The organism is Allobosea lupini (assembly GCF_900109525.1).
In the GTDB taxonomy this organism is placed as follows: domain Bacteria; phylum Pseudomonadota; class Alphaproteobacteria; order Rhizobiales; family Beijerinckiaceae; genus Allobosea; species Allobosea lupini.
In genome coordinates this window covers 78,999-94,305 of sequence record NZ_FOAN01000012.1, presented here as the reverse complement: position 1 = coordinate 94,305, position 15,307 = coordinate 78,999, and the positions used below count along the sequence as shown (strand labels likewise).

Annotated in this window: 10 protein-coding genes and 2 pseudogenes; 7 read left to right on the top strand and 5 right to left on the bottom strand. The window is 64.4% G+C overall.

What is annotated here, in order from left to right; genetic code table 11:
• Positions 1-383: 383 nt before the first annotated feature.
• Positions 384-1,022 carry a class I SAM-dependent methyltransferase gene (locus tag BMZ21_RS26565; RefSeq protein ID WP_167561769.1) on the bottom strand — a complete coding sequence of 213 codons (639 nt, stop codon included), beginning with the start codon at positions 1,020-1,022 and terminating at the stop codon, positions 384-386.
• Between the two features lie 153 nt (positions 1,023-1,175).
• Here BMZ21_RS26565 and BMZ21_RS30900 point away from each other — a divergent pair.
• Positions 1,176-1,304 (top strand): annotated as a pseudogene (locus BMZ21_RS30900) (short-chain dehydrogenase); the annotation flags it as partial.
• A 98-nt stretch (positions 1,305-1,402) separates the two neighbouring features.
• Here the strand turns inward: BMZ21_RS30900 and BMZ21_RS26560 are convergent.
• On the bottom strand, positions 1,403-5,437 hold the full coding sequence (locus BMZ21_RS26560) for an autotransporter domain-containing protein (protein ID WP_167561768.1): 4,035 nt from the start codon (positions 5,435-5,437) through the stop codon (positions 1,403-1,405).
• An 885-nt stretch (positions 5,438-6,322) separates the two neighbouring features.
• Between BMZ21_RS26560 and BMZ21_RS26555 the strand changes: the two genes are divergently transcribed.
• Together BMZ21_RS26555 and BMZ21_RS30895 are read left to right on the top strand one after the other, a co-directional pair.
• A complete protein-coding gene (locus BMZ21_RS26555) occupies positions 6,323-7,222 on the top strand; it encodes a MarR family transcriptional regulator (RefSeq protein WP_143079818.1) in 900 nt (299 codons plus the stop codon).
• A gap of 57 nt (positions 7,223-7,279) precedes the next feature.
• Positions 7,280-7,411 (top strand): annotated as a pseudogene (locus BMZ21_RS30895) (RidA family protein); the annotation flags it as partial.
• Between the two features lie 350 nt (positions 7,412-7,761).
• Here BMZ21_RS30895 and BMZ21_RS26545 read toward each other — a convergent pair.
• From BMZ21_RS26545 to BMZ21_RS26535, 3 genes are read right to left on the bottom strand one after another with little or no spacing between them, the layout of a single operon-like run.
• The gene (locus BMZ21_RS26545; protein ID WP_091841943.1) at positions 7,762-9,267 is read right to left on the bottom strand and encodes a tripartite tricarboxylate transporter permease; all 1,506 of its coding nucleotides are present in this window, start codon (positions 9,265-9,267) and stop codon (positions 7,762-7,764) included.
• A 13-nt stretch (positions 9,268-9,280) separates the two neighbouring features.
• The gene (locus BMZ21_RS26540; protein WP_244544031.1) at positions 9,281-9,748 is read right to left on the bottom strand and encodes a tripartite tricarboxylate transporter TctB family protein; all 468 of its coding nucleotides are present in this window, start codon (positions 9,746-9,748) and stop codon (positions 9,281-9,283) included.
• The gene (locus BMZ21_RS26535; protein WP_244544030.1) at positions 9,749-10,744 is read right to left on the bottom strand and encodes a Bug family tripartite tricarboxylate transporter substrate binding protein; all 996 of its coding nucleotides are present in this window, start codon (positions 10,742-10,744) and stop codon (positions 9,749-9,751) included. It abuts the gene before it with no gap.
• Between the two features lie 236 nt (positions 10,745-10,980).
• On the opposite strand from BMZ21_RS26535, the gene BMZ21_RS26530 reads away from it, so the two are divergent.
• From BMZ21_RS26530 to BMZ21_RS26515, 4 genes are all read left to right on the top strand, one after another.
• Entirely contained in the window at positions 10,981-11,973 is a 993-nt protein-coding gene (locus BMZ21_RS26530) for a Bug family tripartite tricarboxylate transporter substrate binding protein (RefSeq protein WP_091841939.1), read from the top strand.
• Positions 11,974-12,022: 49 nt separating this feature from the next.
• On the top strand, positions 12,023-12,988 hold the full coding sequence (locus tag BMZ21_RS26525; protein WP_091841937.1) for a LysR family transcriptional regulator: 966 nt from the start codon (positions 12,023-12,025) through the stop codon (positions 12,986-12,988).
• A gap of 36 nt (positions 12,989-13,024) precedes the next feature.
• Positions 13,025-13,975, top strand: a complete 951-nt coding sequence (kdgD, locus tag BMZ21_RS26520; protein WP_091841934.1) for a 5-dehydro-4-deoxyglucarate dehydratase — start codon at positions 13,025-13,027, stop codon at positions 13,973-13,975.
• A gap of 207 nt (positions 13,976-14,182) precedes the next feature.
• A complete protein-coding gene (locus BMZ21_RS26515; protein ID WP_091841932.1) occupies positions 14,183-15,265 on the top strand; it encodes a lactonase family protein in 1,083 nt (360 codons plus the stop codon).
• Positions 15,266-15,307 lie beyond the last annotated feature (42 nt).

Sequence of the window (15,307 nt, the reverse complement as noted above, 5' to 3'; positions counted from 1 at the left end):
TTTGACCCACCACGGCGACATCGTCGAGACCGGAAACGAGAGCTGGCGCTTCAAGATCGGGCTCTGAACCAGGCGCGCCGCCCTGCGACCCGGAGCCGGCGCGGCTGCGCAACCCAAACCAGCCCGCCGTTTCCTAACCGCCTCAGCAGATCAAGCGGCAAGATCCGCACGCTGATCGGGGGGCAACATTGCGGGCCGTTTGACACTCCAAGCGCCCGGCCTAACGGGTGGGGGCTGTGATTGCGTTTGGCCGCCCTTGAATGTCCGCATGCTGGCAGTGGCCAAATGTCCGGAATTGGCGCAATGCTGTCTCGTCGGGTGCAGCCCGCATTGTCGATCCAATCGTACCGCTGTGGATCGCGGGTTGAGCCGGACAGGTTTGCCTATGGTCGGGATACCACAGCAACGTTGGCGCTGTGCGGAAATCTGAGGGACGAGCCGTCAAAGCAGGCGCCGAACTCGTCTATGATAGTGCTCCTGAGTTGTTGCCGCGTTGCGCTTTCGAGCGTTCCGATTTTGTCGGCAACCGGGGTTGCCATCATCATGCCATCCACAAAGCCAACGGCGTCCTCGACGAAAAGATCTAGAACGACTTTGTCTACCCGGACTGGTGAGAAACCGGCATCAGCAAACAAAGATTGCGTCTCATCAGCATCCGCAAACGCACAGACAGCACGAATCGGAGCCGCGGCTCCATCTCCAAAGTATTGGCTGAATGCGGCTGCCTGCGCCTGCATCAACGGATTTTCTGACAGTCCTCGTGCAGTGCAAAAAATAGCGCGACCGCCGGGCTTCAGGACCCGTAGGCATTCCACTGCAGACGCTCGCCGGTCAGGGAAAAACTGCAATCCCTGCTGACAGATTACCGCATCAAAGCTTTGATCAGCGAACGGAAGTGCCTGCGCGTCGGCGTGGCGAAACGATAGCTTGGCGCCAGCGGCATGCTTTTCCGCCACGGCAACCAGAAACTCCTCGTATCGCTCCGCGATGTTGCCGCTGAGCTGCCATTCAGTGTTGAGCATTAGAGTTCCCTCCTCGGTGAGCCTCGGCATACCGCCAGTGCCAAGCTTAGGTTGCGTCGTCGCGCCGCATCGCGTCGCGAAGCGGATCGGAAAAAGTTGCGAAATCGCATCGCCCGGGTGAAATTCTGGGAATGTCGCCGGTCCAATTCCTCGGCCCCGCTGCATTGGCTGCAGGCGGCGTTGAACCTGCCGCTCGCATCGGGAAGCCGGGTCCTCGTGGTATCGAGCGGTGCGGCCGTGGGCGGCTCGCCCATGTCCGGCGGCTATGGCGGCGCCAAGCGCAGGCCGTTGCGGTCGGTGACCTTGCCCGCAACTGTCAGAATGATGGCTTCCTTCGGGCGGGGCAATTCCGCCGCAAATGACGGCGCAGCGAACTTTGCTCAGAACCGCATTTCGACGCGTCCCTTGAGGGCGTGGTCGCGGGAGCGTTCGCCGATGGCAGCGGAGTAAGTCAGGCCGAGCGCGGTGGCGGAGGAGATGCGCCAATCGAGGCCGGCCTCGGCGACGAGGGCCTCGCGGTCGATCGGGGTGGCGAAGACCGTGGCCAGCGTGGTGCCGGCGACGAAGGCGGTGCGGGCCTGCGGCGTGAGATCGCCGAAGCCATGGCGCCAGCCGAGCATGCCGCGGGCGAACAGCGGCATCGCCCCGATCTGCGCCTCGGCGCGCAGGCCGAGCGTGGTGAAGCCAAGCGTTTGGTCGCTGGAGAGCACCCGCAAGGCCGCCGCGCCGCCACGCTCGGTGCCGGCATCGGTCGAGACCCGGATCAAGGCGAGCTGGGCGAAGGGCTCCAGCGCAATGCCCTGGAAGGCGAAGCCATAGCCGAGCTCGGCAAAGCCCTGCGTCACCGAGCCCGGACGCTGCAGGCGCAAGAGATCGCCGAAGCCACGGATCTGGACCTGGCGGCGGATGTCGCTATCCGACCAGCTATAGGCCGCGCCGGCATCGAGGCGAAGGTTGCCGAAGCGGGCGCCGGCATAGAGCGCGGCATGGCCGCTCTCGAGCTTGCCGCTGGAAAGCCTAGCATCGATATCGAAGCGCGACTGGCTGTAGCCGCCAGCGACGCCGAGCTTCAGCGATGAGCCCGGCGCGTCGTAGACCATGAGATCTGCGCCGAGCAGCGCCCCGCCGCTGCGGCGGCTCAGGCTGGCGGCATTGCCGTCGTCGTCGGTGTTGCCGGCTCTGCCGAAGGCCGTGCCCCAGAGGCCATAGCGCGGCTGCGGCACCGGGGCGGGCATCATGACCGCGCCCTTGCGGCCGGGAAGGTCGGCGCTGAAGGCACCAGCGACCTGCTGCCCCGGCGCGGTCAGCAGTGGGCCGCGCAGATGGCCGAGTATGGTGTCGCGCACAAGCCGGCTCGCGTCGATCATCACGCTGACCGCCTGGGCATGCGCCTCGCCCGAGAGCAGATCGAAGCCGGCCCGCGCCTGATCGGCCGTGGCCGAGATCAGCTCGTCGTAGACCGCATTGCCGACCCCGAGCCGCTCGGCCGCGATCGCGATGAAGCTCTGGTTGCGGGTCTGCGCGACAGAGGTGCCGCCGGAGCTGCCGCCACCCTCGGGGCCGAAGGAGTTGTCGTTGCGCGTCATCGTCAGCGTGACGTTCTGGCTGTCGTAAGTCAGCGACGGCGTCAGGAAGGCGAGGTTCGAGGTGACGCTGCTAAAGGTGCCGCTGACGCCACCTGAGGCGGTCAGGATTGTGTAGCTGGTCGCCGCCGCGTAATTGCCGCTCTCGGCCAGCACCTGCACATTGCCGCCACTGATGCTGGCGCTGCCGGACGCCACGATCCTGTCGCCCTGACCCGCGGCGTTGACCTCGACCTGATAGGTCGAGCCGCTTGCGAAGGAAACGTTGCCCGACACCGTCAGCGTCCCGATCGAGTTGCCCGGCGCGACCGTCGCGCCGGCATTGACCACCGTCGTGCCGACCGTGCCCGAGCCGCCGAGCGTCGCCCCGCTCATCACGGTGACCGCCGAGGAGGCGAGCGATCCGTTGACCGAGAGCTTGCCGGCCTCGACCGTAGTCGAGCCGACCAGAGCGCTCGTGCCTGTCAGGTCGAGATTGCCCGCACCGCGCTTGGTGAAGGAGCCGGTTCCGTTGATCGCGTTGGCGAAGCTTGCATCCGTCAGCTGGTCGATGACGAGCACGCCGCTATTTATGATTTGGCCGACGCCGAAGCTACTGGCCGAGCCGATCAGCGTGCCCTGCGCGATCAATGTTCCGCCGGAATAGGTGTTGGCGCCGGTCATGGTCAGCGATCCGGCCCCGCGCTTCTGCACGTCGCCCGAGCCCGAGATCGCGCCGGCGAAGGCGATGTCGTCCGAGCGGTTGAAGGCGAGCGTGCGGTTGTTGACGACAGCGCCCGTGATCGAGCCCGAGGTGCCGCCATCGCCGATCTGCAGGACGCCGTCGGTGATCGTGGTCCCGCCGGCATAGGTGTTTGTTCCGGTTAGCACCAGCGTACCGTTCCCGGTCTTCGCGAGGGCGCCGCTGCCGCTGATGCCACCCGACCAGGCCAAGTCGGCATCGGCCTGGAAGATGCCGCCTGCGGCATTGAGTACGACATTGCGGGTAGAGGAGAAGCTTGCCGTCGTCCTCAGCGTGCCACCGTTCAGACTCAGGCCGCCAGAGATCGCGCCGAGATTGGCATCGGCCGAAACCTGCAGCGTGCCGCCATCGATCGCCGTTCCGCCGGTGTAGCTGTTGTTGCCCGAGAGAATGAGCCTGCCGCCGCCGACCTTGACGATGGCCGTGCCGGTGCCATCGACAATGGTCGAGGCAATACTGGCGACGACGCCGTTGTCGACATTGAAGGTACCGTCCCCTCCACTCGCGGGCGCGATCCAGAGCGTGCCGCCGCTTAGCACATAGCCGCTGGTCGAGAATTGCAGAGTGTCGAAGCTCACCGTGCCTGACACGCTCACCGCACCGCCCGCGGCACCGGCGAAGATGCCAACCGAACCGCCCCAGCCCCCATTGGTGCTGCCGGCGCTGTCGGTCCAATTGGTGCCGAACGCCGACCAGGTACCGGCGCCACCGTTGACGGTGCCATTGGCCGTGGTGTTCGCGCCGTCCCAGAATTGCATGGTCTGGCCGGTGCCGAGCACGACGAGATTGACCTGTCCCGCCACGGCCGTATCGACTTGCGCGCTGGCGATGGCGAAGTCGCCGCGGGTCGAGGTCACGCTCTGGCTGTCGAAGCTGCCGGTGAGCGTGCCGCCATAGTCGAACAGGCGATAATAGCCGGCCGCCGCAGCGCGCGCGTCGAGCGCGCCGCCGAGCGTGAGGTTGCCCGTAACTTCAACGAGGTCGTTGCCGGTGACGGGATCGCTACCGCCGACCACTCCCGGCGTGTTCAGCTCGAAGACCGAGGTCGAGCCGCTGTTGAGCGTCAGCGATCCGACCGTGAGCGTGCCTGGGCTGTGGCCCGCCGACAGAGTGCCGTCCACGGTCACAGCCCCGGCGATGCTGCCGGTCCCGGACAGGGTCGCGCCGGCTGCGACCGTCACCGCGCCGAGCCCGATCAGCGCGCCGTCGACGCGCAGCTCTCCGGCGGAAACCGTCGTTGTGCCGGCATAGCTGCTGGTCCCGCTCAGCGTCTGCCTGCCGGAGCCCTGCTTGACGACACCGCCGGTACCACCGATCGAGCCGGCGAAGCTTTTGCTAGTCGCATCGCCGAAGGTCAGCGTCCTGGCGCCCAATGTGACGACGCTGCCGGCCGCGCCGGATAGCCCTCCAATGGTCTGATCGGTGACGGATGTGCTGATGTCGAACGCAGCGCCTGCGCCGGCAAGGTTCAGCGCGCCGGCCGCGCCCAGGCTGCCGGCGCCGCTCAGCGCGAGTGTGCCGGCATTGATCGTTGTGCCGCCGGCGTAGATATTGCTGGCGGTCAGCGTCTGCGTGCCAGCGCCCTGCTTGATGATGCCGCCCGTGCCACTGATGACCCCGCCGAACGTCTGGTTCGTCGCGTCGCCAAAGGTCAACGTATTGGCGCCGAGGGCGACGGTGCTGCCACTGACTCCGGACAGCCCACCGACGGTCCGTCCGCCGGTCGCGCCGCTGATGTCGAAAGCCGACCCCGCTGCAGCGAGGGTCAAGCTGCCGCCTGCGGCGAGGCTGCCGGCGCCGCTCAGCGCGAGCATGCCGGCATTGATCGTCGTGCCGCCGGTAAACGTGTTGGCGCCGGAGAGCGTCTGCGCGCCCGCGCCATCCTTGGTGAAGCCACCGTAGCCCGAGATCGTGCCGCTGAAAGCGGAAGTGGCATTCTGCGAGCCTGCACTCAGATTCACTCCGGGACCGAGGACGATCAGCCCGCTGCCGCTGAGCCCATTGACCGACAGCGAAGCGTTCAGCTGGTGCGTACCATCGATCTGGAGATCGGTAGAAGCTTCCACAGCGTCGGAACTGGTGGTCGTCAATGTCACACCGGGCCGAACCTCGAGCGTCCCGATGCTGGCACCAACACCCGTCCAGGTGCTATCCCCGGAGAAGGTGAGCCGCGACGCTCCCGTTATACTGGTCGAAAATGTTCCTCCACCAATCGTCAGCGGCGCGGCAATGCCGATCTGGCCATTGCCCTCAAGACGGGAGATCGTGGTCGCGTCACTCGAGAGATAGACTGTCGCATTGTTGTTGATCGTGAGGGATTTAGCCTGGCTCAACACGGCGCTGAGCGAATGAACGACGACGCCACCGGGCCGTACGAGCATAGACGTCAAGGTACCGCCGTCCACGACAATATTGAGACCGATTCCTCCTGCCCCTTCCCAGCCATTGAAGTTGATATTGCCCGTATCCGAGGCCGACCCGAAATAGACAGTCGCTCCTGTTAGGAAACCGTGGAAGTAGACATTCATGGAATGTCCGGCAACCGCAGATATCCGACCGACTGACCCTGTATCCGCGATTATTCTGCTACCAAGGCTGATATCGTCGAGAGCGCGGATATGGCCCGCCGTTCCCACGAACATAACCCTGTCGTAGGGGAATGGGTTATCAGTCGAAACTTCTGCTAAGCCTCCAATGTTGCCAACAGTTTGGGAGATCGCAAATTTACAGTGGGCGCTCTGAATAAGTAGAACTAAGAACGTGAGAAGAATTCGTCCTTTGTACGTTGAGCGTTTTGATTTCGCTGATTGAGCGGTACCACCAGCCTGTTGTCGGATGCCTGCTGGATCCCCCGGGCGAGTAGCGGTCTTTCGCATGGCAGGCTATGAATCGGCTCAGTCGATTGTCGTCGGGGCAGACGCATCAAGCCATGCCGACCTTGCGTTGCAAAGTCCAAAATCTGCACGCATCCGGCCATGCATGATGCTCCGGAACCGGCTGCGCGCGCCGATTTGCTCCACCGCTCAATCGCGCTCCATGCCGACAGAGGTCCATGGCCCTATGCCGCCAGCCTGATCCACCACCGCGGGTTCCGCGATGCGCTACGCTTATATTGCGCTGCAGTGATCCAGCGACCGGAGATGCCCTGGCCGGCGGATAAATTCTTCGGCCAGAGGCTGCGCTATCTTGTGTCTTTTTCTCTGATCGGTCTCGATGCGCGCTGGCGCCGGGGGGGCGGCGAGGCGCCGACGCTCGCTACACTCCAGCGTGTCGCGCCAGCCAGCGCTCGGCAGATCGCAGAGCTGGTCGTCACGCTCAGGCTGGGCGGTTACGTCACCGCGCAGCGACTGCCCGCAGACCGTCGAGCTTTGCGGTTGAGCCCCTCGATGACACTGCTTCAGGAAATCGGCCGCTCTCCCCTCGCTTTTCTGGAGGCCTCCGAACGCTTGGTTCCGGCTGCGTCGCCGATGGTTGCGAAGCTTCGGTTGGATGCTGCTGCGTTAGCGGATTGGCTCGGAGCCTCCTATGAGATGTTCCTGCAGGAGGACGTCTACTTCGGTCCCTTTTGCAACGTAGTCGAATTCACCGGTCAGGATTGTGGGTACTCCGTGCTGTCGGCCGTGCTGGCCACACACTATGCCGCGCTGTCGGGCGTCGCCGCCCCGGCGCCCCTATCCTACAGCGGATTGGCCGAGCGATTTCGAGTCTCCCGTCAGCACATCGGCAATATCCTCTCGAGCGCGGAACGACGCGGATGCTTCAGCGTCGCCCGCGGCGGTCGCAGCGTTGCCATTTCGGCAGACTTCCTGTCGGAGTTTGAGACTTGGGCAGCAGGGCAGATGGCACATTACCGCGTACTCGCCGAGCGTGTATGACGGGTGCGGGCAATGTATTCGGTGTAGTCGCCGCCACAAACAGTGAGCTAGGTGGGCTTCGACGATATCGTAGACATCACGACGTTTCATACTGATCCCGAAAACCAGTTCGGCACGGTGATGAACGTCAAGAGCAAGATATTTCCGCAGGCACCCTACCCGATCTAGACGGCGATCGGCGTGAACTAGCTGGCGAGCTTAGCCTTCGAGATCAAGGTCATCGCCCCTATTCCTGAAGCTTGAAGAGCGTGTTTCCGAAATGACCGGCGCTGTATCGCCGAAGGGGCTTCCCTTGCGGGCGTGATGTTTCAGCTTGGCATCGCGCAAGACTGCTGAGGCGCGGAAAGCTGCTTTAGCCCTATCCGATGACGTCCGCTTCCGGGCGAAGTCCCAATGTCGGGAGTTGGCGCGCAGTTCGCGTTCCAGCAGTTCGCATTTGCCGATCGCACCTATCGATCGCTGGCGATCATGATGCACCCATCAATATGCGTCAGGTGCACGCGATAGTCGAAGAGGCCAACGCGGCACCGATGGAGATTTCACGCGCTATCTGCCAGAGCCGCCCTTCGATTGCGCAGGATTGTCGGCGACAGCATCGCCAGCAGGAGCACCGCGACCACCGCCAGCAGCACCGCGCTGATCGGACGCGACAGGAAGACCGAGAAATTGCCGTCCGAGAGCAGCATGGCGCGGCGGAAGTTCTCTTCCAGTTGTGGCCCGAGCACGAGGCCGAGCAGCAGCGGGGCCGGCTCGACGCCGATCTTGATGAAGAAGTAGCCGATGCCCGCGCAGCCCAGCATCAGCCAGACATTGAACAGGCTGTTGGCGATGCCATAGGTGCCGATGCAGCAGAACAGCACAATCGCCGGGAAGAGCAGGCGGTAGGGAATCTTCAACATCGAGACCCAGAGCCCAATCAGCGGCAGGTTAATCACCAGCAGCATCAGGTTGCCGACCCACATCGAGGCAATCACGCCCCAGACCAGCTTTGGCTGCTCGGTCATGATCTGCGGCCCAGGCTGGATGCCCTGCATCATCAACGCGCCGATCATCAGCGCCATTAGCGCGTTCGCCGGAATGCCGAGCGTCAGAAGCGGGATGAAGCTCGTCTGCGCGCCGGCATTGTTGGCGGCTTCCGGACCGGCAACCCCTTCGATCGCGCCCTTGCCGAAGCGGGACGGGTCCTTCGCCAGCTTTTTTTCAAGTGCATAGGAGGAGAAGGGCGGCAGCGCCGCGCCGCCGCCGGGCAGCACGCCGAGCACCGAGCCCAGGGCGGTGCCGCGCAGCATGGCGGGAAAGGCGGCGCGCAGATCGGCCCGGCTTGGGATCAGGTCACGGACCTTCTGGCTGACGACGCGGCGCTCCGTCGGTCGCTCCAGATTGGCGATGATCTCGCCGAGGCCAAACAGGCCCATAGCGATCGGCACGAAATCGAGGCCGTCCGAAAGCTCAGCGATGCCAAATGTCATCCGCGCCGCGCCGGACGAGACATCGATACCGACGAGGCCGAGCAGCAGTCCCAGCAGCACCATTGCCAGCGATTTGGCCACCGAGCCATGCGCCAGCACGACAGCCGCGATCAGGCCGAGCACGAGCAGGCTGAAATACTCGACCGCGGTGAATTTGAGCGCCAGCACCGAGAGCGGCACGCTTAACAGCGCGATCACGACCGTCGCCAGCGTGCCGGCGAAGAAGGAGGCGATGGCGGCGATGGCGAGCGCCGTGCCGGCCTTGCCTTGCTTGGCCATTTCGTGACCGTCGATGCAGGTCACGACGGAAGAGGTCTCGCCGGGCACGTTGACAAGGATGGCCGTGGTCGAGCCGCCATATTGCGCGCCGTAGAAAATGCCGGCGAGCATGATCATGGCGCCGGCCGGGTTCAGCCCGAAGGTGAAGGGCAGGAGCAGCGCCACCGTCGGGATCGGCCCGATGCCCGGCAGCACGCCGATCGCCGTTCCGATCAGCACGCCGATCAGGCACAGGCCGAGATTGTTGAGTTCGAGCGCGGTCGAGAGGCCGAGCAGCAGATTGTCGAACAGTTCCATGGTAAGGCAACCTTCAGCGCGGCCAGACGGGCACCGGCAGCGCCAGGACCTTGATGAAGAGCAATACGGCTGCGCCCGAGAGAACGAGCGCGAACGGGACCGTTTCGAGTACTCGCCCTTCGCGCGTGGCGAAGCTGGCGAGTACGACCGTGACGACGGAGGCGATGGCGAGGCCGAGTTTCTCAGCCGTCAGCGCGAAGATGCCGACGGCGCCGAGCACCGCGAGCAACGGCCGCGCCAGCACAGGCTCGATCGCCTGCGCCGCCCCGGCGCGCCAGGCGCCGCGCGCGCAGAAAAATAGGCCGAAGCCGAGCAGCGCCAGCGCGATGACGCGGGGCATGTAGCCCGGCCCCATATCGGCGGCATGACCGACGGCGAGGTTGCGGGTGGCGAAGAGCGTGCCTGTCGCGACCCCGACTAGGAACAGGCCGAGCAGGAGATCGCGCCAGTCGATCCGCGAAGGGGCCATCGGAGCGCTCATCTAGCTACCCTTGATACCCGCCTCGCGGATGATGCCACCCCAGCGTGTGGTGGCGTCCTGCAGCCAGGTCGAGAATTCGGCCGGGGAACCGGATTTCACCACGCCGCCCTGCTCGGCGATCTTGGCCTTGATGTCGGGCTCCAGCAGGATCTTGCCGATCTCGGCATTGAGACGCGCGATCACTGCGGGCGGCGTGCCGGCCCGCGTGAGGACGCCTTGCCAGGTACCGGCATCGCCGCCCGGCAAGCCGGCCTCCTTGAAGGTCGGCAGGCCGGCGACGCGATCCTCGCCGGTAACGGCGAGACCGACGAGCTGCTTGTTCGAGACGAAAGGCAATGTCGCGGTCGAGCCGTTGATAATGACGCCGCTCTCGCCGGAGACGACGGCGCGCGAAGCCGCAGCGCCGCCTTTATAGGGCACGTTCTTCCAGGTGATGCCGAGTTCCTTGGCCATCTGAACGGCGGTGATGTGATTGGCGGCGCCGACGCCGGAATTTGCGACCGCGAGCTTGTTCGGGTTCGCTTTGGCATAGGCGACCAGTTCCTGCGCCGTCTTGGCCGGGACCGATTCGTTCACGGCGAGCACATAAGGGCCGAACATCACCATCGAGACCGGCGCCAGGTCCTTGGCCGGATCATATGTCAGGTCCGAGAACAGGCTGGGCGCGGTCGCCAGCGAGCCGACATCCATCAGCAGCAGCGTATGACCGTCGGCTGGCGCCTTGGCGACGGCGTCCGCCCCGAGATTGCCGGCCGCGCCCGGCTTGTTCTCGATCACGACGGGCTGGCCGATCGCAGTCGAGAGCTTGGGACCGATCAGGCGGGCGAGGATATCGGAGGTGCCGCCGGGCGCAAACGGCACCACGAGACGCACCGGGCGCTCGAAATTCTGGGCGCCGGCGGGCTGCGCGGCGAACGCGAGCCCGGCCATCATCGTAACGGCAAGGCTCTTCATCGAGCCTGCGAACAAACGGAACGGAAGTAGGAATCGGCTCATCTGTCGTGTCCTCCTGTGGGGTGCGGACCGGCCGTTCGGCCAAGGTCGCAGACAGTCTTGCAAGCTGCCTCGTCTTACGCAGGATAGGATGGGCACGATGCGCCGGTGAGTTAGATTGGCAATGAAACCATACCTTTTTTGGATCGTACGATAGCGCCAAGGGGGTTGCCCGGAACTGGGTCCCGCCTACTCTCCAGCTGAGACGGCAAAGCCGCAACATCTCATGGGAGGGAAAAATGAACCTGTCGATCACGCGCCGTGCGGCGCTGAAGTTGGCAGGCGGCGCGCTCGCCGCTCCGCTGTCTTCGCGCAGTGGCTTCGCCCAGGCCTATCCGGCGAAGCCTGTGACGGTGATCGTGCCCTTCGGCGCTGGCGGCACCACGGATCTTGTCGGGCGCATTATCTGCGAGAAGTTGACGCTGCGGATGGGCAAGGGCTTCATCATCGAGAATCGCGCCGGTGCCGGCGGCAATACGGGGGTGGCCGCGCTCTCGCATGCAGCAAACGACGGCTACACCATCGGCATGACCACACCGTCGACGCACGGGATCAACCCCAACCTTTACAAGGAGAAGCTGCCCTTCAAGCCGTTCGAGGATTTTGAGTTTCTCTCGCTGGCCTCGTCGCAGCCGAATTTCCTCTGCATCCATCCGTCGATCCCGGCGCAGAACGTCGCCGAGCTCATCGCCTATCTGAAGGCCAATCCGGGCAAGGAGAATTTTGGGTCCTCTGGCATCGGCACATCGATCCACCTCTCCGGCGAACTCTTCATGCAGCTCGCCGGCGTGAAGATGCAGCACGTCACTTATCGTTCCTCGGGTGCGCTGGTACAGGATCTGATCGCTGGCAACGTCAAGATCTCCTTCGACAATTTCACCTCGCCCTATCCGCACTATAAGGCAGGCACGCTGCGCGGCCTCGCCGTCACGACGACGGAGCGCGCCAAGATCGCACCGGAAGTTCCCGCTTTGGCAGAAACCCTCCCTGGCTTCGACATCAGCTCCTGGAACGGCTTTCTGGCGCCCAGGGGCACGCCGAAGGAGATCTGCGACAAGCTGATCGCCGAGATGCAGGCCGTGCTCAAGGATCCCGCCGTCGTCGCACGCTTCGAGGAGCTGGGCGCGGCCGCGACGCCTTCGACCGGGGAGGAGGCGAAGGCGAAGGCGCAGAGCGAGATCGCCAAGTTCAAGGGGATCATCGACAAGGCCGGGATCACCATCCAAAACTGAGCCTCGCCGCGAAAGCAGGGCCTTCGGGCGGCGCAAAGGAAGGCTGGGGATGTTCGAGCTGAGCCAGCTACGCTGCTTCGTCGCCGTCGCGGAAGAGCTGCATTTCGGCCGGGCGGCGCTGCGTCTGAACATGACGCAGCCTCCCCTCAGCCGGCAAATCCAAATCCTCGAACGGGTGCTCGACGTCGTGTTGCTCGAGCGCAGCAACCGGACGGTGAAGCTGACGCCCGCCGGCCAGAGCTTCCTCGCCGAGGCGCGACGCCTGCTCAAGCTCGCGGAGAGCGCGGCGTTGTTGGCCAAGCGCGTCGCCAAGGGCAAGGCCGGCTCGATCAATGTCGGCTTTACCGCGACCTCGGCCTATTCCTATGTGCCGGAGTTGGTCGCGGCGTGCCGGCGCGAGATGCCCGATGTCGAGATCTCGCTGAAGGAGATGGTTAGCGGCGACCAGCTCAAACGGCTCGATTCCGGCGAGATCGATATCGGCCTGCTACGACCGCCGATCCCGCGCACCGGCTTGAGCGCTTTTCGTGTCATGGCCGAGCCGCTGATCGCGGCGGTCAACGCCAGCCACAGCCTGGCACGTTCCAGGACGATCGCGATCGAGGATCTCGCGAGCGAGCCCTTCATCATGTACGCGCCCTATGAAGCCCGCTATTTCCACGACCTGTTGGTGGAGCTGTTCTCGCGCGCAGGCCTCGTGCCGAACTATGTCCAGCACCTCGCCCAGATCCATTCGATCCTCGCAATGGTCCATTCCGGCGTCGGCGTCGCGCTTGTGCCGGAAGCCGCTATGAACCTGCATTTCAGCGGAGTCGCCCTGCGCCCGGTCGACCTGCCGCGACAGCGTCCCGCGGAACTCTTCTTCGTCAGCCGCGAGGACAACGACAACCCGCTCCTCCCGATCGTCGCTGCTCTGGCGAAACGTATCGCGCATGATCCGGTGAAAGTGCGACGGAGCGATCCAATGATTGGATCGACCGATACAGTGTTTGGTCACTTTCGGCATCGCTCTTGATCTACTCCTGCGCTGCATTCAGTCAGGGAGCCGAGTATGAGCAAGATGACCCCGCAGGAAATGGCCCGCCATATCGGCAATGGATTGCTCTCCTTTCCCGTCACGCCCTTCACCGAAGGCAACGTCTTCGACGAGGCGCGTTACCGCTCCAATCTCGACTGGCTCTGTGGCTATGAGGTCGCCGGTCTCTTCGCAGCCGGCGGCACGGGCGAGTTCTTCTCGCTCTCCCCGACCGAGGTGTTGAAGGTGGTAGCAACCGCCGTGCAGGAGACCCGCGGCCGTGTGCCGGTCCTCGCCGGTGTTGGGCACGGCACGCAGATCGCGACCGAGCTCGCGGCCGGCGTCGAGCAGGCCGGCGCCGACGGCATCCTGCTGCTGCCGCCCTATCTCGTCTTCTCCGAGCAGGATGGTCTAGCCGCTCATATCGAGGCGGTCTGCAAGGCGACGAAGCTCGGCGTCATCGTCTATAACCGCGACAACGCGATCGTCACCGAAGAGACCCTGGCGAAGCTTTGCGAGCGCAATCCCAACCTCGTCGGCTACAAGGACGGCATCGGCGACATCGAGCTGATGACACGCATCCATCTGCGCATAGGCGACCGCCTAACCTATATCGGCGGCCTGCCGACGGCCGAGACCTTCGCCCTCCCCTATCTTGAAATGGGCGTGACCACCTATTCCTCGGCCGTGTTCAACTTCGTTCCGCAGTTCTCGACGATGTTCTATGCAGCGGTGCGCCGCCGCGACCGCGAGATGGTGCAGGCTGGCCTGCGTGACTTCATCCTGCCGCTGATCGCGATCCGCAACCGCAAGCGCGGTTACGCCGTCTCGATCATCAAGGCCGGCATGAAGGTGATCGGCCGCAATTCCGGCCCGGTGCGGACCCCGCTGACCGATCTCACCGAAAGTGAGACGGCGGAACTCGCCGCCCTCGTCGCAAAACTCGACAAGAGCGAATACGCGACGCGCGAACGCGCCGCGGCCTGAGCCTCTTTCGAGAGAATGATCGACGCCGTCGCTCCGATCGGGGCGACGGCGTTTTCCCCTTAGCGGAGCGATCTTGCTCTTTCGATGCGCCGATTGGATGGATCGATACGGCCTTTGAGCTGTCCGTGACCGATTCTGACCCGAATAATCGCCCCTCGAGGTCGCGCCGCCAGCCATGGCCAACGAAAGACCGACAGGGGGAAGACAATGACGAGGACAAAGACTGGCGCGGCAGCGCTGCTTGCGCTCATCCTGGGCGCCATGCCCGCCGCTGCGAAGACCATCGTCTACGTCTCGAATGCCGACAGCCGCGAGATCAGCGTGCTGGAGCTCGACGCATCCTCACGCCAATTGAAGCCTGTCCAGACGGTCGCCGTCGGCGGCACGGCAATGCCGATGGCGATCTCGCCCGACAAGCGCCATCTCTATGTCTCGCTGCGCTCGCAGCCCTTTTCCGTCAGCTCCTTTGCCATCGACCAGCAGAGCGGCAAGCTCGATTTGCTCTCGACAGCGCCGCTGCCCGACAACATGGCCTATGTCGCGACCGACCGGACCGGCCGCTTTCTGCTCAGCGCCTCCTATACCGGCCACAAGATCGCGATCAATCCGATCAGCCCGCAGGGCTTCGCACAGGGCGAGCCGGTGCAGGTCGTCGAGACGCGCAAGCACGCTCATGCGATCCTGACGGATCCCTCGAATCGCCATCTCTTCGCCACCAATCTCGGCGGGGACGTCGTGCTGCAGTTCCGCTTCGACGCAGTGACGGGGAAGATCGTGCCCAATGAGCCGGCCGTCGTCGAAACCAAGCAGGGCGCCGGGCCGCGCCACATCGTCTTCCATCCCAACGAGCGCTTCCTCTATCTCGTGAACGAGCTCGACGGCACGGTGGACAGTCAACGTTTCGATCCGGCGAGGGGCACGCTGTCAAAGCTCGGCAGCATCAGCATCGTGCCGCCGGGCTTCAGCGGCGGGGCACCGGCCGCCGCCGAGATCCGCATCGCGCCGGACGGGCGCTTCCTTTACGCTTCTGAGCGCACCTCGAACACGATCGCCGCGTTCAAGGTCGACGCCGAGACGGGCGCCCTGACGCCGGCGGGGAACTTTGCGACGGAAACGCAGCCGCGCGGTTTCAACGTAGACCCGAGGGGGAGCTTTCTGGTCGCGGCCGGCCAGAAATCGAATTCCGCGACGCTCTATGCCATCGATCCGGCCACCGGGGCGCTGAAAGAGCTTCAGAAGATCGCGCTCGGCAAGAATCCGAACTGGGTCGAGATCATCGAGCTGCCGTAACTAGCTGGCCCTGAAAGAAGCGATCTCGTGGCCGGCCGCTTC

Excerpts from the sequence above, each read along its gene's own strand:
- BMZ21_RS26565 (WP_167561769.1), bottom strand. The coding sequence starts at position 1,022 with ATGCTCAACACTGAATGGCAGCTCAGCGGCAACATCGCGGAGCGATAC.
- BMZ21_RS26555 (WP_143079818.1), top strand. The coding sequence starts at position 6,323 with ATGCATGATGCTCCGGAACCGGCTGCGCGCGCCGATTTGCTCCACCGC.
- BMZ21_RS26545 (WP_091841943.1), bottom strand. The coding sequence starts at position 9,267 with ATGGAACTGTTCGACAATCTGCTGCTCGGCCTCTCGACCGCGCTCGAA.
- BMZ21_RS26540 (WP_244544031.1), bottom strand. The coding sequence starts at position 9,748 with ATGAGCGCTCCGATGGCCCCTTCGCGGATCGACTGGCGCGATCTCCTG.
- BMZ21_RS26535 (WP_244544030.1), bottom strand. The coding sequence starts at position 10,744 with ATGAGCCGATTCCTACTTCCGTTCCGTTTGTTCGCAGGCTCGATGAAG.
- BMZ21_RS26530 (WP_091841939.1), top strand. The coding sequence starts at position 10,981 with ATGAACCTGTCGATCACGCGCCGTGCGGCGCTGAAGTTGGCAGGCGGC.
- BMZ21_RS26525 (WP_091841937.1), top strand. The coding sequence starts at position 12,023 with ATGTTCGAGCTGAGCCAGCTACGCTGCTTCGTCGCCGTCGCGGAAGAG.
- kdgD (WP_091841934.1), top strand. The coding sequence starts at position 13,025 with ATGAGCAAGATGACCCCGCAGGAAATGGCCCGCCATATCGGCAATGGA.
- BMZ21_RS26515 (WP_091841932.1), top strand. The coding sequence starts at position 14,183 with ATGACGAGGACAAAGACTGGCGCGGCAGCGCTGCTTGCGCTCATCCTG.